The organism is Flavobacterium praedii, from assembly GCF_026810365.1.
Taxonomy (GTDB): domain Bacteria; phylum Bacteroidota; class Bacteroidia; order Flavobacteriales; family Flavobacteriaceae; genus Flavobacterium; species Flavobacterium praedii.
Genome location: NZ_CP113948.1, coordinates 4050429 through 4072500 on the forward strand (window position 1 = coordinate 4050429; position 22072 = coordinate 4072500).

The 22072-nt window shown below is 33.4% G+C and carries 22 protein-coding genes, 4 tRNA genes, 1 rRNA gene and 1 pseudogene; 14 read left to right on the forward strand and 14 right to left on the reverse strand.

The genetic code is table 11. From position 1 onward, the window contains the following. Positions 1-100 precede the first annotated feature (100 nt). The 6 genes from OYT91_RS17175 to OYT91_RS17200 form a co-directional block, all read right to left on the reverse strand. Complete coding sequence (locus tag OYT91_RS17175; RefSeq protein ID WP_281238909.1) at positions 101-565, reverse strand: GNAT family N-acetyltransferase; 465 nt, start codon at positions 563-565, stop codon at positions 101-103. Between the two features lie 81 nt (positions 566-646). Then, complete coding sequence (locus tag OYT91_RS17180) at positions 647-1132, reverse strand: nuclear transport factor 2 family protein (RefSeq protein WP_281238910.1); 486 nt, start codon at positions 1130-1132, stop codon at positions 647-649. A gap of 57 nt (positions 1133-1189) precedes the next feature. Further along, positions 1190-1726: a MepB family protein gene (locus OYT91_RS17185; RefSeq protein ID WP_269223722.1), complete on the reverse strand. Its 537-nt coding sequence runs from the start codon at positions 1724-1726 to the stop codon at positions 1190-1192. A gap of 74 nt (positions 1727-1800) precedes the next feature. Then, positions 1801-2433, reverse strand: a complete 633-nt coding sequence (msrA, locus tag OYT91_RS17190; RefSeq protein WP_281238911.1) for a peptide-methionine (S)-S-oxide reductase MsrA — start codon at positions 2431-2433, stop codon at positions 1801-1803. Positions 2434-2440: 7 nt separating this feature from the next. Continuing rightward, positions 2441-2995, reverse strand: a complete 555-nt coding sequence (msrB, locus tag OYT91_RS17195; RefSeq protein ID WP_281238912.1) for a peptide-methionine (R)-S-oxide reductase MsrB — start codon at positions 2993-2995, stop codon at positions 2441-2443. Between the two features lie 151 nt (positions 2996-3146). Continuing rightward, entirely contained in the window at positions 3147-3602 is a 456-nt protein-coding gene (locus tag OYT91_RS17200) for a GNAT family N-acetyltransferase (RefSeq protein ID WP_281238913.1), read from the reverse strand. A gap of 170 nt (positions 3603-3772) precedes the next feature. On the opposite strand from OYT91_RS17200, the gene idi reads away from it, so the two are divergent. The 8 genes from idi to OYT91_RS17240 all read left to right on the forward strand — a co-directional run bounded on the left by idi (position 3773) and on the right by OYT91_RS17240 (position 8112). After that, the gene (gene idi / locus OYT91_RS17205) at positions 3773-4300 is read left to right on the forward strand and encodes an isopentenyl-diphosphate Delta-isomerase (protein WP_269223719.1); all 528 of its coding nucleotides are present in this window, start codon (positions 3773-3775) and stop codon (positions 4298-4300) included. A 76-nt stretch (positions 4301-4376) separates the two neighbouring features. Beyond that, a complete protein-coding gene (locus OYT91_RS17210; protein WP_281238914.1) occupies positions 4377-4787 on the forward strand; it encodes a 6-pyruvoyl trahydropterin synthase family protein in 411 nt (136 codons plus the stop codon). Continuing rightward, entirely contained in the window at positions 4787-5245 is a 459-nt protein-coding gene (locus OYT91_RS17215) for a peroxiredoxin (protein WP_281240399.1), read from the forward strand. The genes OYT91_RS17210 and OYT91_RS17215 overlap by 1 nt, the downstream gene beginning before the upstream one ends. 63 nt (positions 5246-5308) lie before the next feature. Next, entirely contained in the window at positions 5309-6277 is a 969-nt protein-coding gene (locus OYT91_RS17220; protein WP_281238915.1) for a type I phosphomannose isomerase catalytic subunit, read from the forward strand. Between the two features lie 56 nt (positions 6278-6333). Continuing rightward, positions 6334-6603: a hypothetical protein gene (locus tag OYT91_RS17225; RefSeq protein WP_269223718.1), complete on the forward strand. Its 270-nt coding sequence runs from the start codon at positions 6334-6336 to the stop codon at positions 6601-6603. A 75-nt stretch (positions 6604-6678) separates the two neighbouring features. Next, positions 6679-6752, forward strand: a tRNA-Thr gene (locus OYT91_RS17230). A 74-nt stretch (positions 6753-6826) separates the two neighbouring features. Beyond that, a tRNA-Thr gene (locus OYT91_RS17235) sits at positions 6827-6900 on the forward strand. Positions 6901-7617: 717 nt separating this feature from the next. Continuing rightward, complete coding sequence (locus tag OYT91_RS17240) at positions 7618-8112, forward strand: hypothetical protein (RefSeq protein WP_281238916.1); 495 nt, start codon at positions 7618-7620, stop codon at positions 8110-8112. A 154-nt stretch (positions 8113-8266) separates the two neighbouring features. Here the strand turns inward: OYT91_RS17240 and OYT91_RS17245 are convergent, their stop codons facing one another. The 7 genes from OYT91_RS17245 to OYT91_RS17795 all read right to left on the reverse strand — a co-directional run bounded on the left by OYT91_RS17245 (position 8267) and on the right by OYT91_RS17795 (position 14831). Beyond that, positions 8267-8983, reverse strand: coding sequence for a DUF4369 domain-containing protein (locus OYT91_RS17245; RefSeq protein WP_281238917.1), 717 nt, complete (start codon positions 8981-8983; stop codon positions 8267-8269). A gap of 186 nt (positions 8984-9169) precedes the next feature. Further along, positions 9170-11032, reverse strand: a complete 1863-nt coding sequence (locus tag OYT91_RS17250; RefSeq protein WP_281238918.1) for a M61 family metallopeptidase — start codon at positions 11030-11032, stop codon at positions 9170-9172. A 181-nt stretch (positions 11033-11213) separates the two neighbouring features. Further along, the gene (locus OYT91_RS17255) at positions 11214-11492 is read right to left on the reverse strand and encodes a DUF2805 domain-containing protein (RefSeq protein ID WP_269223714.1); all 279 of its coding nucleotides are present in this window, start codon (positions 11490-11492) and stop codon (positions 11214-11216) included. Positions 11493-11814: 322 nt separating this feature from the next. Beyond that, on the reverse strand, positions 11815-12417 hold the full coding sequence (locus OYT91_RS17260; protein ID WP_281238919.1) for an alpha-ketoglutarate-dependent dioxygenase AlkB family protein: 603 nt from the start codon (positions 12415-12417) through the stop codon (positions 11815-11817). Positions 12418-12491: 74 nt separating this feature from the next. Then, a complete protein-coding gene (gene aqpZ, locus OYT91_RS17265) occupies positions 12492-13199 on the reverse strand; it encodes an aquaporin Z (protein ID WP_269223713.1) in 708 nt (235 codons plus the stop codon). A 153-nt stretch (positions 13200-13352) separates the two neighbouring features. After that, positions 13353-14255 (reverse strand): EamA family transporter, encoded by a 903-nt coding sequence (locus OYT91_RS17270; protein WP_281238920.1) that lies wholly within the window; start codon positions 14253-14255, stop codon positions 13353-13355. A gap of 414 nt (positions 14256-14669) precedes the next feature. Then, positions 14670-14831 (reverse strand): helix-turn-helix domain-containing protein, encoded by a 162-nt coding sequence (locus tag OYT91_RS17795; protein WP_432419430.1) that lies wholly within the window; start codon positions 14829-14831, stop codon positions 14670-14672. 162 nt (positions 14832-14993) lie between these two features. Between OYT91_RS17795 and OYT91_RS17275 the strand changes: the two genes are divergently transcribed. Both OYT91_RS17275 and OYT91_RS17280 read left to right on the forward strand, forming a co-directional pair. Further along, complete coding sequence (locus OYT91_RS17275) at positions 14994-15269, forward strand: hypothetical protein (protein WP_269223711.1); 276 nt, start codon at positions 14994-14996, stop codon at positions 15267-15269. Between the two features lie 24 nt (positions 15270-15293). Next, complete coding sequence (locus OYT91_RS17280; protein WP_281238921.1) at positions 15294-16253, forward strand: sodium-dependent bicarbonate transport family permease; 960 nt, start codon at positions 15294-15296, stop codon at positions 16251-16253. Here OYT91_RS17280 and OYT91_RS17285 read toward each other — a convergent pair. Beyond that, positions 16229-16660 carry a DUF2721 domain-containing protein gene (locus OYT91_RS17285; RefSeq protein ID WP_281238922.1) on the reverse strand — a complete coding sequence of 144 codons (432 nt, stop codon included), beginning with the start codon at positions 16658-16660 and terminating at the stop codon, positions 16229-16231. The genes OYT91_RS17280 and OYT91_RS17285 overlap by 25 nt on opposite strands. A 434-nt stretch (positions 16661-17094) precedes the next feature. Here OYT91_RS17285 and OYT91_RS17290 point away from each other — a divergent pair. The 4 genes and pseudogenes from OYT91_RS17290 to OYT91_RS17305 all read left to right on the forward strand — a co-directional run bounded on the left by OYT91_RS17290 (position 17095) and on the right by OYT91_RS17305 (position 21996). Then, positions 17095-17979: pseudogene (locus OYT91_RS17290) on the forward strand (IS982 family transposase). 2009 nt (positions 17980-19988) lie between these two features. Next, a 16S ribosomal RNA gene (locus tag OYT91_RS17295) occupies positions 19989-21502 on the forward strand. Positions 21503-21709: 207 nt separating this feature from the next. Next, positions 21710-21783: transfer RNA gene (locus tag OYT91_RS17300), tRNA-Ile, on the forward strand. Positions 21784-21922: 139 nt separating this feature from the next. Continuing rightward, positions 21923-21996 (forward strand) — tRNA-Ala (locus OYT91_RS17305). Positions 21997-22072: the final 76 nt, after the last annotated feature.

Sequence of the window (22072 nt, forward strand, 5' to 3'; positions counted from 1 at the left end):
GGTCATATGTAATTTGCATGCCTAATTGGTGCTACTTGCCAATTTAAAGTTATGCTCATTTCATATTTCATTTTTTTGAGGATGCAAAGAAAGCTAAATTTTACGGGTTAATAAAAGATTGATTCTCCTTTTTTGATATCCAATTGTTATGGGTCATTTCAAATTTTATTTCGTTTTTACCGTGAGTGCCAATTTCTACCCAGCCTGCTTTTCTATAAAAATATTCCGCTCTTGTCATTGGTGAAGTGCCTAGCCAAAGAGTGTTTTTTGTCTGCTCAAAACACCAATCAAGCATGTAATCATGAAGCTGTTTGCCAATTCCTTTTTTCTCAAATTTAGGATTTAAAAACAATGCCCAAATATTATTTTCTTTTAAATCTACAATTGCAAAACCAACAATTTCATTATCAATTTCACAAACCCAACCTTTTCCTCTTATTGTTAAGAATTCTTTGCAATCTTCGTCTGTTACCAAGTTAGGGTCTGACAAAGTATTTTCTGTTACCGAATTTCGCACTGCTTGAATCTGTTTAATATCTTCAATTAAAGCTTTTCTAATGATCATTTTTTTAATTTATTGAATTCTTTTTTTGATGTATAAAAGTAAATAAATCAGCCAGATTTTGGTTTTTAAATTTTATTTAAATTAATGATCATAGCTTATCACCCTTGATAGTTTCCATTGATTGTTTACTTTTTTCCAAATCATTACAAATTTAAAAGTGCCAATTTCTTCTTTTCCGTTTTCCATGTGTCGGAATTGATGAACGCCAATTTCAATTGCACCAAAATCTTTTATGGGATGCACCTCAAGACTTCCTTTCACTAATTGTCTAGTGAGTTTGTTTTCGTTTTTAAACATTTTTTCAAAATTGGTAAAAACGGTTTCGTAAGAAAGTAATCCGCCATTGTCTTGATACCATTCAAGATCTTCGGTAAAAAGTGGTTTGAATTTGGCCATGTCTTTTGCATTAAATGCATCGAAAAGGACAGTATCCATTGCTGCAATTTCGTTGTATAATTCTTGAGAAGTTGGCGCTACTTTTTTTTCTTGCGCCAGAGTTAAATTTAAACCTATGATTAATAGGAATAAGAGGAAAAATACTTGGTTTTGTACAATTTTTTCTTTCATTTTCTTTTAAATTAGTAAGGTGTTGAAATTAAGCTTTATTTTTGAAATTGTAGTTTTTTAGTATTTTGTAGGGAGGAGTAATTTTGCACGTTTTAGGTCTATTTTTTCATCTTGGGTAACTTCCAAGAAATAATCCGATTGCCATTTCTGTGTTTTTTGGGCTTGTTTACTAGTAGTGCGATCCCAAGGAGGGTAAACTCGGATAGCCCGTTTTCCTTCTTTTGTATCTGAAACAATTTGGTTATTAATAAGAACAGATTTTGGAAAAATAAATAATCCGAAGTGATCTCCTTTTCGGGCGCTAATGATAAATACATCAATAGCATCGGTACTATCAAAAGGTTGGATAGGTCCTTGGTTTACTCTTTTCCAAAGTGTCACAAATTGTCCAATTTTGGTTGGTGTAGTTTTTGCAGTTCGAAATAGAATATTTACATTATTTATCATGAAAGCACAGGCACCATATTCAGTACTTTCGGGTTCAAGAACAAATTGCGATATTTCGAAAGTACCATTTTTACTCAATATTTTTTTGGTATAAATGAAATCTTGGGGTAATTCTTCAATTGATATTCTTGGTTTTTTGAGGTTCATTTATGGAGAATTTTAATTATTGTCAAAGGCATAAAAAAAGGCGAAGATACTATCTCGCCTTTTAAATGATATAATTATTTTTTACTTTTCAGCTTATCTTTAAATACTTTTTCAAATTTTTCTAATTTGGGTTGAATAACCATTTGACAATAAGGCTGATTTTTATTATTGGCATAATAGTTTTGATGATAGTCTTCGGCTTTATAAAATTTAGTAAAAGGTTCCAATGTAGTTACAATTGGGTTGTCATATACCTTTGCGTTTTTTAATTCAGCAATAATTGACTGCGCTTCTTGTTTTTGTTCTTCATTGTTATAAAAAATTACAGAGCGGTATTGTGTACCTCTGTCTCCTCCTTGTCTATTCAGGGTTGTAGGATCGTGTACGGTAAAAAACACCTTGAAAATTTCATCCAAAGTAGTTACGTTTTTGTCAAAAGTAATTTGTACAACTTCGGCATGTCCAGTGGTGCCAGAGCAAACTTCTTCATAACTTGGATTCAATGTTTTGCCTCCCGAAAAACCCGAAACAACCGATTTTACTCCTTTCAAGTTTTCATAAACAGCCTCCACACACCAGTAGCATCCACCGCCTAAGGTTATGGTTTCAAAATTAGATTGTGTCATTTTTTTTGTAGTATTATTGTTTTGAGAATAAAAAGTTCCAGTAATAAGTAAGCAAGCTAATAGGGTTAATATCGTTTTCATTATTTGTTTATTTAGCATCAGGTTCAAAATCAAGGGCTATAGAATTCATACAGTATCTTTTGCCGGTGGGAGCAGGGCCATCATCAAATAAGTGTCCCAAATGACCGCCACATCTACCACATAAGGCTTCAATTCTTTCCATTCCGATTGAATTATCGTTTTTGAATACCACACTTTTTTTATTTTCCTGTTCAAAAAAACTGGGCCATCCACAACTGCTGGCAAATTTGGCTCCAGAACGAAAAAGCAGATTGCCACAAGCAGCACAGTAATAGGTTCCTTTGACATCGGTGTTCCAGTATTTACCTGTAAAGGCTCTTTCGGTATCGGCTTTTCTGGAAACCAAATAAACATCTTCTGGTAAGATTTTTTTCCATTCGGCATCCGTCAAATTTAGTTTTGTAGTGTCGGTATGAGAATAATATGGGTTACCAGGTTTGCTCTGATTGTTTTCGATTGGTGTCATAGCGTTATTTTTTGTTTCTTTATTCTGCCCACAAGCTTGAAAAAAAAAGAAAGGGAGAAATAGTAAAATGCAAAAAAATGAGGTTCTTGTTTTCATAAGGTTTGTTTTTTTATACTCCAAAAGTAGAGAGCAAATAACAATCAAAATGTCGGGTATTTTACAAATCAATTTCTATTTATAAAATCTTTAACAGTTGTTAGCTAATTTAAAATTGGTTTCAGTTTTTTAAAAAGAGAAATAGTGCTTTTTATATACCCAATCGCATGTTGATTAAATGCTTTTTGAATCCTACCTTTTCATATGCTTTTATTGCCGAAGGGTTGTCATTATATACATCCAATCGGATCTCAAATATGCCTTGTGAACGAATCCAGTTGCTTAATGCTTCAATAATTTGTTTGTTTACTCCTTTTCCGCGATGGTCTGGATGGGTGTACATAAAACCCAAATACGCAAATAATTCATGGTTCAAATAGGATTTTGCATTATTAATTCGAGCATATCCAGAACCAATAATTTGATCGTTCAATACGGCAACAACGACTTCAACATCATGAGCAGTAATCATTTTTTTTAGATCGTAATAGCTTATTTCTCCCTCTTTCAGTGTTGGATCAAAAGGGCGTTCAGCTGCTATAATTCCTTGTTCAAATTCCAATAATATTGATAGGTCTTCGGGGATTGCTTTTCGAATATAAATCATATAATTGATTTCAAATTTAGAGTATCAAATATACAAAAAAGAGTAGTCGTAATTTCTAAGGTTAAGTATTTAAAGGTTTCTCAAAAAAATAGCTTCCACAAAAAGCAAAAGAATGTTAAAGCCTTTACAAAGGATATCTTTTTTGTACTTTTGTTTCATCAATACGTACTATGGAAGAAGAAAAAGTAATTTTAGTAAATGAGTTAGATGAACAAATTGGTTTAATGCCAAAATTAGAAGCACATGAAAAAGCTATTTTGCATCGTGCTTTTTCTGTTTTTGTTTTAAATGAGAAAAAGGAAATTATGCTCCAACAACGAGCCCATCAAAAATATCACTCTCCTTTATTATGGACAAATACTTGTTGCAGTCATCAACGAGAAGGGGAGACTAATATTCAAGCAGGCAGTCGAAGATTGTTTGAAGAAATGGGTTTTAATACCGAGTTGAAAGAACTTTTTCATTTTATATATAAAGCCCCTTTTGATAATGGTTTGACAGAGCATGAACTCGATCACGTTATGATTGGTTATTATAATGGAGAACCAATGATTAACACAGAAGAAGTTGAAGACTGGAAATGGATGAAAATTGAAGATGTAAAAAGTGATATGCTTTTGAATCCATCAAAATATACGGTTTGGTTTAAAATTATTTTTGATGAGTTTTATCATTTTCTAGAAGAACATACATTATAACAAGATTGCAGATTTCAGTTTCCAGAATTCAGGAAGTCAATAAATTACAGAAAATAATCTACAATCAAAAAACTATATGAGAGTAACCATATCCAGAAAAGCCCATTTTAATGCAGCGCATCGCTTGTATCGAAAAGACTGGACATTCGAACAAAATGATTCCGTTTTTGGCAAATGCAACAATCCTAATTTTCACGGGCATAACTATGAATTAATAGTAAGTGTCACTGGCGAAATAGATCAGGAAACAGGCTATGTCATGGATGTAAAATTCCTTACCGATATTATCAAAGAAGAAGTAGAGAATCAAATGGATCACAAAAATTTGAATCTCGATGTTCCTGAATTTCAAGATTTAAATCCTACAGCAGAAAATATTGTAGTCGTAATTTGGAATAAAATACGAAAAAGAATAAAATTAGACTTGGATTTAGAAGTGATCCTTTATGAAACACCTCGCAATTTTGTAACCTATAAAGGAGAATGATGGAACTAAAAGTAGGAGATAAAATTCCAAAGTTTACTGCAAAAGATACTTATGGAAATGATTTTGATAGTCAAGAAATAATAGGTAAAAAGCCATTGGTTATTTATTTTTATCCAAAAGACAATACTCCAGGATGTACCGCGCAAGCCTGTAGTTTTAGGGATCAGTATGAAGATTTTAAAGATTTGGGAGCAGAGGTAATTGGGATTAGTAGTGATAGTGTTGTGTCACATCAAAAATTTACTCAACGCTTTAAATTGCCTTTTATACTTTTGTCCGATTCAGAAAAAAAAATAAGAAAACTATTTGGTGTTCCAGCAGGATTATTTGGGTTATTGCCTGGCAGAGTAACTTATGTTGCTGATAAAACAGGAACAATCATTATGACATTTGACAGTATGATGGCTACGCGTCATATTCCAAAAGCACTTGAAGCCATTAAAAAATTACAGCAATAGATTGACAAAATAGTATTATTGTTTGATCGCAAAAGTGTTGAAATTTGTATTAAAAAAAACAAGATGAAATCAAAAATATATCCATTACGTTTCGAAGCTATTCTTAAAGAAAGAATTTGGGGGGGCGAAAAATTAAAAACAATTCTAAACAAACCAATTACTTCGAATATTACTGGAGAAAGTTGGGAATTGTCTACTGTTGAAGGCGACGTTAGTGTGATTGCAAATGGCGAGTATAAAGGAACAGCACTAAGCGAATTAATCAATGAATTTCCAAATGAAATTTTGGGAACGGCAGTTTATAAAAGATTTGGGAATCAATTTCCATTGCTTTTTAAATACTTAGATGCTCGTGAAGATTTATCGATTCAAGTACATCCTAATGATGAATTGGCCAAAAAGCGACACAATTCATTTGGAAAAACTGAAATGTGGTATATTATGCAAGCTGATGATGATGCTAGAATTATCGTTGGATTCAAAGATAATTCTAATGCTGAAGAGTATTTAAAACATCTAAAAGACAATACTTTGGTGTCTATTCTTGATGATGTAAAGGTAAAACCCGGTGATGTTTTTTTTCTGGAAACAGGAACTGTTCATGCCATAGGAGCTGGATTATTAGTGGCCGAAATTCAACAAACGTCTGATATTACCTATCGTTTGTATGATTTTGATCGAAAAGATGCCAATGGGAATACTAGAGAATTACATGTAGATTTAGCATTAGAGGCAATTAATTATAAAAAAGTCAATACTTATAAGGAATATTCCAAAGAAGTTAATCAATCGAATAGTATTGTAGCATGTCCTTATTTTACAACCAATTTTATTCCTTTAGAGAATGATAAAAAAGTTGAAAATACAGGATTAACTTTTATAGTATATATGTGTATTGAAGGTACTTTTGAAATAGAATATGATGCAGTAACCTATTCATATAGAAAAGGAGATACTGTTCTTGTTCCTGCAGCTATGAAGTCTTATGATCTTAGGGGAAAAGCTTCAATTTTAGAAATTTACATTTCATAGCTGGGATTAGAAAGATTATGTGTACTTTTGCAAACGCAAATTAAATAAAAAATAAAATGGCAAACGTTAAGAATTTAAAGAAAGACATCAACTACGTTTTAGGAGATATTATTGAAGCAGTTTACTTGTTTGAAATCGCTACAACAGGAAAACCAACTGACGAAACGAATGCATTAATTGATGAAGCTATTGCTGCTTTTGACGTTTTGATCACTAAAGTGAATGCGAAAAATGTTGAAAATAAGAAAGCACATTTCAAACAAATAAATGTAGAATTAGAACAAACTGCTAATCAATTGATTACTAAAATCAACGATTTACAGTAAAAAAAAAGGCAAAAAAAGTCTGGATTTATTTTGGAAAAACGAAATACAGACTTATATTTGCACCCGTAATGAGTCGCCAGCGTAGCTCAGTTGGCTAGAGCAGCTGATTTGTAATCAGCAGGTCGTGGGTTCGAGTCCCTCCGCCGGCTCAAAAAAACCATCTATTCATTTAGATGGTTTTTTATTTGAAAAGGCAGATTTATTACACAAACATATTGAGTCCGCCAGCGTAGCTCAGTTGGCTAGAGCAGCTGATTTGTAATCAGCAGGTCGTGGGTTCGAGTCCCTCCGCCGGCTCTTTAAGAAAACCATCTAACTTTTGTTAGGTGGTTTTTTCGTTTATAGCTGTTTTAGGATCAAACCAAAAAAGGATTGATCCATTTTAAAGATATTGAGGATCAGTTGCAAAAGTTGGGGATTAAGTAAAAAGATTGGATAATCTAAATAAGAAGAAATCAATTTTTCTCACCCCTCTAAAAACGGATCTTCTTGTCCAAAAAGTAAGCCTAAATATTTTTTGAAATCTTTTTTGTGTATATTAAAGATATTGAAAATCCATAATTAAGTCAATAATCGGTTTTTTTAGACATTCATCGAAAATAGTATTAATAAAGTAAATTCTGATGTATATTTAATAACCACGTTTATAGGAGGTTAAGTTTATGGTAGATTTAGGGCAAAAAGGAAGTACTTATGATTATCTAATGAAAACTCACTAATTTAAAGTAAGTATTTTATCTATTAAAACAACAAATAGATGTATTTAAACGATTATATTTGCATTTAAACAGTATATGATGTAACTTTAAGTAATGATATTTATTGGCTTCAAAGATTTTGTCTTATTATAAACAACTTTTATGTTTTTTAGTTTTATTTTTTTATAATGTTCATTATGATTAATGGACGCTATAAAATCATTTGAAATTAAGGGAATTAGAAAAATAGTAAACTTGATTTTTTTTACTAATAATTAGAATAACCATTTAATTAATTTTTAAAACAATCGTTATTATGAAACTATTTTTTATTTGCATACTTCTTTTTAGTGTGATTGGAGTATCAGCACAAGGATTAAGATTTGGGGATAGTGAATATTTTACTTTCTCAGCATTTGGAAGCCCTTCGATTTCTGTAAACGAAAGTGATCTTAATTTTGGTGTAGACATTGAATTGGTGTCCTATGCAAAGTACATTAGATTTGGTGTAAATAGATTTCAAAATTTAGAGGGATCCTATACACAATTCATGGGTTCGGCTGGTTTAAATTTAACTAGTGGTTATTTTGAAAATTTAAGATATTATGGAGGATTGCGATTGGGTTTAATATACCGAACCAACGTTTATCCTACAGGTGGTGTCGAATGCGGAGTAGATGTTGATTTGTCAAAAGACTTATATGTAGGGTTAAAAGCAGCTTATGGCTATAGATCGGATTTAATGGCCATTTCACTTCCAACTAAATGGGAAGAAAGTACTTCTATTAGGATTGGATATGCGTTTGAATAAAAAAGGACTATTATAAATGGAAAGTCTTATGGTTGTTAGAAGTTGTTTTTTTAAATTTCATTACTAGTGATTCAATACCTATGTAAATAATTTATATCCAAAAAAAAACCGCCTTTTGATGAGGCGGTTTTTGGTGTTTTAAGAAGTACTTAGATTAATTTCCTTCACTTTTTTTGATAGTATTCACATATTTAGTCAATTTCTCACCATACAAAGATTTTGCTACTTTAGGAGTCATTGATTTTTGAATAGTATCCAAATATTTGATATTAATATCATAAATTTCAGCCAATGCAATATAAGGTGAAACTTCATGGTCTTTATTGTTTACCGTAAAATTTGTAGCATATAAGTATTTACGTTTGACATTATTGTCTTGTAAAATAGATATGCTATCTATTGCTTTGGTATTCTTCCTTTTTATGGCTTTGAATTTTTGTTCGATCAAGGTTAGATTTTCATCTGTGAAGCGAGCGTTTATTTTGCGATATTCTTCGAATAATTCATGGTTTTTTGAACCTGTTATTTTAGCACTTGAAAGATAGGTATCTAAGTTAGTATCGATATTTATAGTTCCTGGTTCTGCAAAAAACATAATGTTGTTGTCAAGGGAATTGGTAACTCCTCGGTCAAGAAATAAATACAGCATTTCGGGTGATTTTAAATCAATGTTACATTCAAAATTTGAGTTTCCATCAATTTTTATGCTATCTATAGCAACAAGAGATGGTTCAACATATCGCTGTATATATAAAGTACCTTCTTTAAGTCCTTTTATATTTCCTGTGATGTGTAAATTGGTTTTAGATTCATTTTTGTTACAAGAAACCAACAGGAATAGGGCAACAAAAGCAATAATAGAATTTTTCATGTGTATTTAATATTTGTTTTGTAAACAAAAAACGCTGTTTTCATTTTTGAATTAAAACGATTTTAAGTTTGTTTATTTTTGACGCAAAATAAAGAAAATTGTTGGAATGAATCTATTTAACGGGAATGATTTTCAAAAAAAATCCCAATCTAAACTAGATTGGGATTAAATAAAGAGTTATTAGGATTATCCTTTCAGCCAAGTATTTCTCAAATTTGCTTTAGAAGCATCTGTTGCATCCATACCTTCGGTATCTATGTAAGGGAATTTTACAACTCCTTTTAATATTTGTTCTTTACCGTCACGTTTTATTTTTAGGGTAATTGGGTCGTTTTCTTTCCATTTCATACTCTCTGTAATCATATCGTATATGTTATCCAAAGAATATGGAATGTCATTAATGCTAACAATGATATCTCCACCTTTTAGATCAAGTGTGCTATAAAATATGTTTAATTCTTTATTTGGGGCAACATATATTTCTTTGGTTGCTTGATTTACGCCAATATAGGGTACTTGACCTTTTAGAAAGATTCCTTCAGGAGTTTTTTGTGTTATTTTTGTCACTCCTACTTTTGATAGAAAATCATAATAAGGAATAGGAGTTGGTCCTGAAACGTATTTTGAGAAAAATTCCCCAACTTCAGGATAGGTTAGTGAAGTTATTTTTGCAAACAATTCTTCATCGTTAAAGGGTTTTGATACTCCGTATTCGTTTGATAATTGGTGCATTAGATCTAATATGCCTCTTTTGCCTTCGCTTTTTTCTCTAATTATAATGTCTAAGCACATTCCGATTAAGGCTCCTTTTTCATATACATTTAGGTATTGATCTTTGTATGGTTCTGTTAGAACATTTGCACTCATAACCGTAAATGGCATTGTATCATTCATGGTATTGGCATGCTCTATTTTTCCTGCCATACGGGTATAAAATTCAGTTTCTGGAATTAATCCTTGGTTTATTTGGAATAAATTGGCAAAATATTCCGTTACGCCTTCATACATCCATAAGTGTTGAGACATTTTTGGGTCATTGTAATCAAAATATTGAATTTCTTTGGAATGTACTGTTAATGGAGTAAGTATATGAAAGAATTCATGTGAAACTACATCTTTCATTTGTTTTACCAATTCTTCTTTTGGCATCATTTCTGGCATGACAACTGTAGTAGCTGTAGGGTGTTCTAACGCTCCAAAGCCTTTAGCATCTGTTGGAGTCATTGAAGATAGATATAAAATAACAGTATATTTTTTAGTAGAATTGACTTTTCCTAAAAATGTTTTTTGTGCAGTCATCATTACTTTCATCTCTGGAGTAATATTTTCTGCAGTAAATTTTCCTGATGGCGAATAAACTGCAATTTGAATATCCATACCGTCTACCATGAAAGTGGTGTAATCTGGTTTAGAATACATGATAGGATTTTCTAATAATTCTGAATAAAGTGGCATTTCAAAAAGATCTACAGTTTTAGAACCGTCTTTATCAATCATTGAAGTGGCTCCCCAAAGTGTTTCTGGGTGAGTAATGGTAACTTTGTAGGGTATTCCTTTTTTGTCTTGAAAATATCCTATAAAGCCATGTAAGTTTAACATGAAGTTTTTGCCTGCATCAATATTAGTTCCTGATGGAGAAAATACATCATCTTTCCCAAAACCTCTTCCTTTTTCGATATCGAAAGTATCGTTTACTAAATAGGTAATCTTCACCAATGCCTTTGCGTTTTTTATTACCCAAGTATTATCATCGGTTTTAGTTACCGTCAATAAATTTCCTTTACTGTCGATTGCTTTAAAGTCGGCAATATATTTACCATAATTATCAGTCGAATATGTTCCAGGTACCGTTTTAGGTAGACTGAATGTGATGTCATTCGTTTTTATTTTTGGGGCTTTTACCGTAACCAATACTTGGTCATCTTTTACATCAATCAGATTAATGCTTACTTCTATCTCTTCTTTTTTTGAATCTGTTGTGGTTGTAGTGCTTGCTTTACTTGTCCATATAAGACATGAAAAAGCAAGTGCAAAAAATAATTTTTTCATATTGTAAGTGTTTGTTTTCAAATTAGTGTTTCAGAACTTTAAATTGTTACAAAAATGCTTTGAAAAATTTAAAAAAGAATAAAAAATATTTCTTCTAATTTTAATAGGGCTTATTTTAGAGTCTATTCTTTAAAAAAAAAGCAAAAAAAACTCCTGAAATACAGGAGTTTAAAAGGTTAGGTTAGTCTAGTTTGTTTTTTATGTAATATTTACCATCTAAATCTTCGTCAAAGTCGTCAATCTTTAGAGGTTTTGGTTTCGGTTTACTTGCGATCGCTTTCTTTTTCCACATTTCGTATTTCTCTGTTGGCATTTTCTTTTTCATAATCTCAAGAACTTCTTTTTCGTCTAAACCGAATTCTTTCTTAATAATCTCAAAAGGATTTCTTTCTTCTTGGGCCAATGTAACAAGTTTTTCTGTTTGTTCCCAGTTCAATTCTTTGCGGTTACTCTTTTTCATCACGTGAAAATTAATTCTATTTTTTGTTAATGATTAATAAATCTGATTTTAAATCTTATTCAATATTAATAAAAAATTGTATTACTTTTTATTTTAATTAAAAAAATTTTCATTTTTTTTTATTGGTTATAGCTGAAGTAGAAAACAATGTCATTTAAGGTGTTTTACTTTTACTTCTAATAAATATTTGGACACCGATTAATTGGATTATTATTGAATAATCTGTGCGGATCTTTTTATGCTGTCGCTAATTAGTTACATTAACTTTGCAGGTTTTAATTTTGCCAAACAATTCAATGGGATTTTTAGTGTAAATTGAAGTTTATTTAATGAATCGAAAGGTGAGATTTATTCTAGGTCCAATTGGTTTTGTTGTCTTTGGTACTTGGTGTTTCCAAAAATGCTGTGTTGCTCCTTTCATTAACAACAAGCTCCCATGCTCTAATTTGATATTCATTTTTAGATCAGAATTGATCTTGTGTTTTAATTTAAAAACGCGTTCCGTACCAATACTTAGGGAGGCAATTATAGGGTTAATTCCAAGTTCTTTTTCATCATCAGCATGCCAACCATTACTGTCGTTTCCATCTCTATAATGGTTTAATAGAACCGAGGTGAATTTATTTTCGGTGATATTTTCTACAAGAACTTTTATCTTTTGCAAAGGTAAAGTCCAATTTAGAGGTTGCATCACGATATTGGAATAGGAGTAAGGCTTACCTTCATTTCCATATAATGCAGTTAGTCGTGGTTGTAAATGTTTTTTTCCATAAACCGTAATATAGTCATGTTGCCAAGGAGTATTATTCATTAGTTCCTGAAAAAGCACATCGGCTTCTGTTTTTGATAGAAAATTTGGGAAATAGGTAATATCGGCATCTGGAAGATTAAGATGTATAGGGTCGGAATTAAATAGTGAATTCATAAAACAAAAATAAAGAGAAAAACAAAATATTCAATTTCGTTTTTCTCTTTAGTATAATAATCTTTTTAAATATGCTATCCTTCTGAATGGTCTTGCAGTAAATTTTTATAAATAAAACCAGCTACGATTGCTCCTAATATAGGTGCTACCCAAAACAACCAAAGTTGAGATAATGGTTCTCCACCCACAAATAAGGCTTGCGAAAGTGATCTCGCTGGATTTACTGATGTATTTGTAATTGGAATACTAATTAAATGGATAAGTGTCAATCCCAATCCTATAGCGATTCCTGCAAATTTTCCATTTGCAAATTTATCTGTTGCTCCAAGTATTATTAAAAGGAAAAATAATGTAAGTACAAATTCAGCAATGAATGCCGCTTGCATGGAATAACCGTCGGGAGAAAATGCACCAAATCCATTTGAAGCAAAAGCACCTGCTTTTGTATTGTCTATCATGAAACCTGCTTTTCCTGAAGCTATTGTATAAAGAGTTCCTGCCGCAGCTATTGCACCAACACATTGAGCAATAATATAAGGAAGTAATTCTTTAGCCGAAAATCTTCCACCAGCCCATAGTCCAAAAGAAACTGCGGGATTAAAATGTCCTCCTGATATGTGTCCAACAGCATAAGCCATTGTTAATACGGTTAAACCAAAAGCCAGTGAAACTCCTATAAATCCAATTCCTAGATCTGGTATCCCTGCGGCAAACAGCGCACTACCACAACCTCCAAAAACCAACCAATACGTTCCGAAAAATTCTGCAAAAAGTTTTTTCATAATAAAAAAATTAAGTTAATAGTTACTATCATAAAATGTATAAAATTGCTACAATACAGACTCATTACAAATGAAAACCGATTGTATGAGTAACGAATTTATAAAATTTTTAACACATAATACCTATAACTTTATTTTTTTTACTGCTGATAATCAGTATGGTTGCTGTTTTTTAAATTTTACATTCATTATTATTATAGCAACTAGTATAAGGAGAATTCCTATCCATTGAATAAATACCACTTCTTCATTTAACAGAAAGTAAGCCATCATAACAGATACAGGTAATTCTATAGCCGAAACAATACTGCCGAGTCCAATTCCTGTTAACGGAAAACCTGCATTCATAAGCATTGGCGGAATAATAGTCCCAAAAAGCGATACTATTATTCCCCATTTAAGGAATATGGCAAAATTAAATGGAGTGGTTTGTGTGGCAATTGCAAAACCAATTACAATAGTGAGACCACCTAAAAGCATGAATAAACTGCGTTTTGCATTCGAAATTCCAAGTCCAACGCGATTGGCTGTAAACATTGTAGTAGTAAATGAAGAGGCGGCTAACAGTCCTAAGATAATTCCACGCCAATCCAATTGGATTTCATTTTTCAAAATGTTTGTCGCCAAAAGGGTACCCATTAAGACAATTAAAGCGGCAATTATTTTTTGTGTGGATGGAATTTTTCTTTCTAATATCATTTCTAATAATAGGCCAATCCAAACAGTTTGCATTAACAAAACAATGGCAATAGAAACAGGAATGTATTTAACGGCCATGTAATAAAAAACACTGGTCAATCCCAGTGAAGTACCAGCTATCATTAATTGAAAAATGTTCTTTGGAGTAGGTTTTACAACTTCATCAGTATTGTTAGATTTTTGGAATGCATTTATGATTAATATACCAATGATCCCTAATATAAATTGAGCAATTGTTACTTCTGCTGTGGTATAACCTTCGGCATAAGCCATTTTTACAAAAGTTGCCAGCATGCCATAGCTTGTAGCGCCTAATCCTACCAAAAAAGTTCCTTTTAATACTTGATTCTTTATCATTTCTATATTTTTAAAAAGCGGCCAAAGATATAGTATTTTAAATTGGAAAAAATAATAAATTGTATTTTAAAAACTATCTTCTTCCATGAGAGAGTTTTAAATTGTGCTAAAATGCATTCCCCAATCATAATTTTTCAATATGATTCGTCTTTAATTTTTTTAAAAAATTAAATTCCAAGTGGTCTGTATTGGTAATATTTGAATAGTGGTGATCTGAAGATTACCGTTTTTTAAATCGTTTTTTTAATCGTTTTTTTAATCGTTTTTTATTTCAATTGGTGGCATAATCGAACAGCCTCAACCGGCAATGATAGCTTGTTTTACAGCTTCATTTCAGGTAAGTTCTAATTTCGTTCGGACATTTAATTTATGAAGTAAAATAAATTGTTTCATAACTTGTCTTGTTCCCGAACCTTATTTTATTTGAATTATTGGCAATTTTATTTCCAAAATCGTTACATATAGTTTTCGGTCAATCATTTCTGTAAGTGGAATGTCAAATTGATCTTGAAAATTTTTTAGCTGAATCGAAAGTGTTGGTTGAGTTAAATGTAATTCTTGTGCAATTTTGGTAATGTTTTGATATTGTGTTGCTAGAAGGAATACGTTTAATTAATGCAAAGTATGGCCCATAAAAATATTTTATATTTATCATTACAATTATAAATAAAAATTTATGATTGATTCGTTTCACCTTTGCAGCAAATAATGTGTTTCACTTTAATATCTAAAATAAATATGCAAAATAAGTTTGAATTTCAATTGATTGAAGGTTTATTTTTACCACAGGAAGCAGGTAAAGTGGTGTTGACTCTTATTAATGATAAAATAAAATATCATGCTTTGGAAAATTTTAGTGATAAAATCCGATTTGATTCGGATAATAATCATTCAAAAGAACGAATTAAAGACTTGAATCAAGCGAGTGATTCACTAAAAGAGTTGATCGAATTTGCGAAACAAAACAATAGGCAGCTCAGAATTAACAGTAGAATTGAAATTGTCTTAGAATAATAATCAAAACAAAAATCATAAAATATGAACTTAGATTTACTTGTAGAAAACCTAACAAATCCTGCCTTATTGTTTTTTTTGCTTGGCATAATAGCCGTATATCTCAAAAGTGATTTGGAAATACCAAACAATACTTCCAAGTTTATTTCTTTATATCTCCTCTTTTCAATTGGATTTAAGGGAGGTCAAGAACTCGCTCACAGTGTTTTTACTTTAGATATTATGTGGTCAGTGATTTTTGGAATAACAATTTCGATTTTAATACCCTTATATACTTTTTTTATTCTAAAAAGAAAGTTTAGTATTGATAATGCTGGAGCAATTGCAGCTGCTTATGGCTCAGTTAGTGCAGTAACATTTGTGACTGCAGTTTCATTTTTAGAAATGCAAGATTACGCTTTTAGCGGTCACATGGTAGCAGTAATGGCTCTTATGGAAGCTCCAGCCATTATCGTTGGTGTCATATTAATACGTATGTTTAATAAAAAAAATGATTCTCCTTCCAAAATAAGTTCAATAATAAAACATTCTTTTACAAACGGAAGTGTACTATTAATTATAGGCAGTTTAATCATCGGAATGTTAGCAAGTGATAAACAAGCTTTAGGAATAAAACCATTTACCACTGATATTTTTAAAGGTTTTTTGGCAATTTTTCTTCTAGATATGGGAATTGTGAGCGGAAGAAAATTAGGGGATTTTTTTAAAAGTGGTTGGTTTAGTTTTGTTTTCGCAATTGTAATACCTCTAATAAATGGATCTGTTGTTGCATACTTTAGTCAATTGGTCACAAATGATATCGGTAACCGATTCATATTTGCCGTGCTCGCAGCTAGTGCATCGTATATTGCAGTGCCTGCAGCTATGAAAATTGCTGTTCCAAAAGCCAATCCTGGTTTGTTTTTGCCCATGGCATTGGCTGTAACTTTTCCCTTTAATATTACATTTGGAATGCCAATTTACTTGTCAATAATAGTTGGGTGATGTGTTTTTTCAAGTTCTTTGTGTGTCAAATCACTCAAATGAAGGCGTAAAGCATCAACTGATATGTTGATTTCCCAAAAACATAATGCTAATGAAGTCAATAATGACAATAAGCTAGCAGCAAACAAATAAATTCCGGCTACCTGATGGTCCAAAAATAAAACCAACATAGTGAAAACCGATAGAAAAAGACTCATTACACCAGCCATTTGCATGTAACGTATAAGGGTGAGTCTAATGTTAAGGTTCTTTATTTCAAGCAATATCATGCTATTTTCTTTTTCTTTATATGCTTTTTTCAAGCCTCTGATAATAGTAGCAACCGTCAAAAAACGATTAGTATAAGCCAATAGAATCAATGATGTTGCTGAAAATAATAAAGCAGGAGTTTCAATGTGAAGTGTCATTTGTGGTGTTTAATTTGAAGTTGCAAAGTTCGGTATTTTTATGCACATTCAAATGGCATTCTTTATAAAATAGGATAGAAAGATCGAAGTGTATATTGAATTCATATCTATTTCTATATTAATTGATTTGAAATATAGTTTAGGTAAGGAGCTTAAACCTGCTATCCGTTACAATCTTATGAGCCGAACACCGGCTCATAAGGATTTCCACTACTATCAGGGCTAGAACACCCGTTTTCAAGAGAACATATTCGTAAAATTAAAGAACCTTATATATAGGTAAAGAAGAAACAAAGAAAATCCGCGTCTTACCGCGCCCAATTATATTAAGTTAACCCGTTGGGTGAAATTATTATAAGGAAATAAATAAGTAAAAGATATTGGTCAAGATACTGAAATTCAGTATCTTGAAGTCGAAAAACAAACCAATATCCATGTCAAATATAGTAAAAAATTATTTTAGAGTTTTAGAAGTTATAAGTTCTTTGAATATTGATTTGAACAATAAATTTCAAGTTGGCAGAAAAGCAAAAATGACTGATATTGAAGTAGTTGCTTTGAGTTTAACCGCTGAGTATATGTCTATTGACAGTGAAAATGATTTGTTCAAACAATTAGCTAATACATCAATTCCGAATTTAATTGAACGAAGTCAGTTCAACAAAAGACGCAGAAAATTGTTTGAATTTTCAGAAACAATCAGAACAACTTTAGCTAGTTCGTTTTTAGAATTTGAAGACTATTTCATTATAGACAGTATGCCTTTGGAAATATGTAAAAAAGCTAGAGAAAATAGGCTTAAAATTTGTAAAAAAGATTTTGAGACTGCTCCCTCTAAAGGATTTTGTGCATCGCAAGACACTTGGTTTTATGGCTATAAATTACATGGAATTTGTTCGGTTTCTGGAGTGTTTCATTCCATTGATATCACTAAAGCAAGTGTTCATGATGTTCAAATTTTGAATGATGCAAAAAATCAATTATCTGATTGAGTGTTACTTGGAGACAGAGGATATTTATCTTCAACCCAACAATTAGATTTATTTCAAACAGCAAATATAGTTTTAGAAACACCAATGAGAATGAATCAAAAAGGGTATGTAAAACAACCATATATATTTAGAAAATCAAGAAAAAGAATAGAAACTTTGTTCTCACAATTATGCGACCAATTCAAAATAAGAAACAACTATGCTAAATCTTTCGAAGGTTTTAAAACCAGAATTTTAGCAAAAATTACAGCATTAACAATGGTTCAATATATCAATAAATTTATATTTGACAGACCAATTAATAACATTAAAATTCAAATCAATTAATTTCACCCAACGGGTTAAGTTAAGCTTTGTTTTTTCTCACCAAGACGCCAAGGCGCCAAGTTTAGAACTGTTTTCTTTGCGCCTTCGCGCCTTTGCGAGAACTGTGTTTGTTAATAGGACACAGCTATACAGAGCTAGAAAAACCACATTATATTAAGGAAGGGAATTAAAATCCGCGCTCATCTGCGGTTTCGCATTAGCGAATCAATAAAATCCGCGTCCCACCGCGCCGAATTAGATTGAGTTGAGTTTTTTTTTCTCGCCAAGACGCAAAGACGCCAAGTTTAGAACAGTTTTCTTTGCGCCTTTGCGCCTTTGCGAGACCTATATTTTATAATAAGATTCAGCTATAAAAGCCCCACTATATTAAGGAAGGGAATAAAAATCCGCGCTCCTCCGCGCCTTCGCATTAGCGAATCCGTCAAATCCGCTTCCCACCGCGCCGAATTAGATTAAGTTAAGCTTTGTTTTTCTTGCCAAGAAGCAAAGGTGCCAAGTTTAGAACAGTTTTCTTTGCGCCTTCGCGCCTTTGCGAGACCTATATTTTATAATAAGATACAGCTATAAAAGCCCCACTATATAAAGGAGGGAATAAAAATCCGCGCTTCTCCGCGCCTTCGCATTAGCGAATCAATAAAATCCGCGTCCCACCGCGCCGAATTAGATTGAGTTAAGCTTTGTTTTTCTAGCCAAGACGCCAAGGCGTCAAGTTTAGAATAGTTTTCTTTGCGCCTTCGCGCCTTTGCGAGACCTATATTCTATAATAAGATACAGCTATAAAAGCTCCACTATATAAAGGAGGGAATAAAAATCCGCGCTCCTCCGCGCCTTCGCATTAGCGAATCAATAAAATCCGCGTCCCACCGCGCCGAATTAGATTGAGTTAAGCTTTGTTTTTTTAGCCAAGATGCCAAGGTGACAAGTTTAGAACTTTTTTCTTTGCGCCTTCGCGCCTTTGCGAGACCTATATTTTTAATAGGACACAGCTATAAAAGCCCCACTTATAAAGGAGGGAATAAAAATCCGCGCTCCTCCGCGCCTTCGCATTAGCGAATCCGTCAAATCCGCGTCCCACCGCGCCGAATTAGATTAAGTTAAGCTTTGTTTTTCTCGCCAAGATGCCAAGGTGACAAGTTTAGAACTTTTTTCTTTGTGCCTTCGCGCCTTTGCGAGAACTGTATTTTTTAATAGGACACAGCTATAGAGAGGTACAAAGACCACCTTATATTAAGGAAGGGAATAAAAATCCGCGATCCTCCGTGCCTTCGCATTAGCGAATCGGTTAAATCCGCGTCCCAAAGAGTGATAAAAGTCTATTAGTAAAACCCAGGCGAATACAACCAGGAACAAAGAGTAGTACTAACAAGCCGTAAAAAGGGCAATACATCTGGTATTAATCCCTTCTGAAAAGGCACAAAAAGTGATAAAACCTCAAAAAGGGCCTAAAATTTTCAGTAAGAACGATGGATTTGATAAAAAAGGGGTTGTATAAAGCTCAATATACCAATAGATTAAAAAATAAATCAAAAAAACCTCAAAAAAGTCATTGTTTAAAGGGATAAAGGGTCTACTTTTGCACCCGCAACAGCGACTAAGTTCTTTAAAACACTGACAAGTAATAAAAATCACAAAGAAGATTTATTTTCAAAAAAGATTAAAAAAAGCTTGTGGGAATTAAAAGAGTATGTTACTTTTGCACCCCGCTAAACGCGCAACGTTCCTTGAGAGGCTGATAAGAAAAGAGAAGAAACTGAGAAAAATATTTTTCAAAAAAACTTCAAAAAGTTCTTGCCAGTTACAAAAAGAATTGTTAGTTTTGCACCCGCTTTGAGAGACAACGAAAAGTGGATTAAACGATAAGAATACGTTCCTAGACATATTGAATTGACAGCCGTTTTAACAGAGATGTTAAAACAAAAGAATAAGAGTAATAGAATCGAAAGATTTGGGAATAGACCACTAGAATTGGAGTCGCATAATAATAGCTTAATTAATTAAGCGCACAATATACGATGAAGAGTTTGATCCTGGCTCAGGATGAACGCTAGCGGCAGGCTTAACACATGCAAGTCGAGGGGTATTGGTTTTCGGACCAAGAGACCGGCGCACGGGTGCGTAACGCGTATGCAATCTACCTTTCACAGAGGGATAGCCCAGAGAAATTTGGATTAATACCTCATAGTATAGTACAACCGCATGGTTGAACTATTAAAGTCACAACGGTGAAAGATGAGCATGCGTCCCATTAGCTAGATGGTAAGGTAACGGCTTACCATGGCTACGATGGGTAGGGGTCCTGAGAGGGAGATCCCCCACACTGGTACTGAGACACGGACCAGACTCCTACGGGAGGCAGCAGTGAGGAATATTGGACAATGGGCGCAAGCCTGATCCAGCCATGCCGCGTGCAGGATGACGGTCCTATGGATTGTAAACTGCTTTTGCACAGGAAGAAACAACATTACGTGTAATGTCTTGACGGTACTGTGAGAATAAGGATCGGCTAACTCCGTGCCAGCAGCCGCGGTAATACGGAGGATCCAAGCGTTATCCGGAATCATTGGGTTTAAAGGGTCCGTAGGCGGTTTAGTAAGTCAGTGGTGAAAGCCCATCGCTCAACGGTGGAACGGCCATTGATACTGCTAGACTTGAATTATTAGGAAGTAACTAGAATATGTAGTGTAGCGGTGAAATGCTTAGAGATTACATGGAATACCAATTGCGAAGGCAGGTTACTACTAATGGATTGACGCTGATGGACGAAAGCGTGGGTAGCGAACAGGATTAGATACCCTGGTAGTCCACGCCGTAAACGATGGATACTAGCTGTTGGGAGCGATCTCAGTGGCTAAGCGAAAGTGATAAGTATCCCACCTGGGGAGTACGTTCGCAAGAATGAAACTCAAAGGAATTGACGGGGGCCCGCACAAGCGGTGGAGCATGTGGTTTAATTCGATGATACGCGAGGAACCTTACCAAGGCTTAAATGTAGATTGACCGGACTGGAAACAGTTTTTTCGCAAGACAATTTACAAGGTGCTGCATGGTTGTCGTCAGCTCGTGCCGTGAGGTGTCAGGTTAAGTCCTATAACGAGCGCAACCCCTGTTGTTAGTTGCCAGCGAGTCATGTCGGGAACTCTAACGAGACTGCCAGTGCAAACTGTGAGGAAGGTGGGGATGACGTCAAATCATCACGGCCCTTACGCCTTGGGCTACACACGTGCTACAATGGCCGGTACAGAGAGCAGCCACTGGGTGACCAGGAGCGAATCTACAAAACCGGTCACAGTTCGGATCGGAGTCTGCAACTCGACTCCGTGAAGCTGGAATCGCTAGTAATCGGATATCAGCCATGATCCGGTGAATACGTTCCCGGGCCTTGTACACACCGCCCGTCAAGCCATGGAAGCTGGGGGTGCCTGAAGTCGGTGACCGCAAGGAGCTGCCTAGGGTAAAACTGGTAACTAGGGCTAAGTCGTAACAAGGTAGCCGTACCGGAAGGTGCGGCTGGAACACCTCCTTTCTAGAGCTTTAGTGTTAGTTGAAAGACACGCTAAAGAAAGAAGACGAAGAGACTATTGGTTACAAATTTAAGGTTATATTACTCTTGCTGTTAATTTAAAAAAAAAATAATTGAAAGATTTAAAATTTTAAAATTTTAAAGATTAAAAAATTCGAAAGAATGGTTCAATCTTTAAATTATTTAATCTTTAAATCAAAGAAAAAAGAGTGTCTCGTAGCTCAGCTGGTTAGAGTACTACACTGATAATGTAGGGGTCGACAGTTCGAGTCTGTCCGAGACAACAAAATAATTATTAATTGTAAATTGATAATTATAAATTGAAAAGACGTTCATAGAAACAGATTGAAAGGAAATTCTAGGGTTGAAAGATTACGAATTACAGCAATTCATAATTCATAATTCACAATTCATAATTAAATTGGGGGATTAGCTCAGCTGGCTAGAGCGCCTGCCTTGCACGCAGGAGGTCAACGGTTCGACTCCGTTATTCTCCACTATTGTAGTGAATAGTAAAGAGTGAATGGTAATTAGTTTAGACTAATCACTACTCACTAAAAACGACTCACTTAG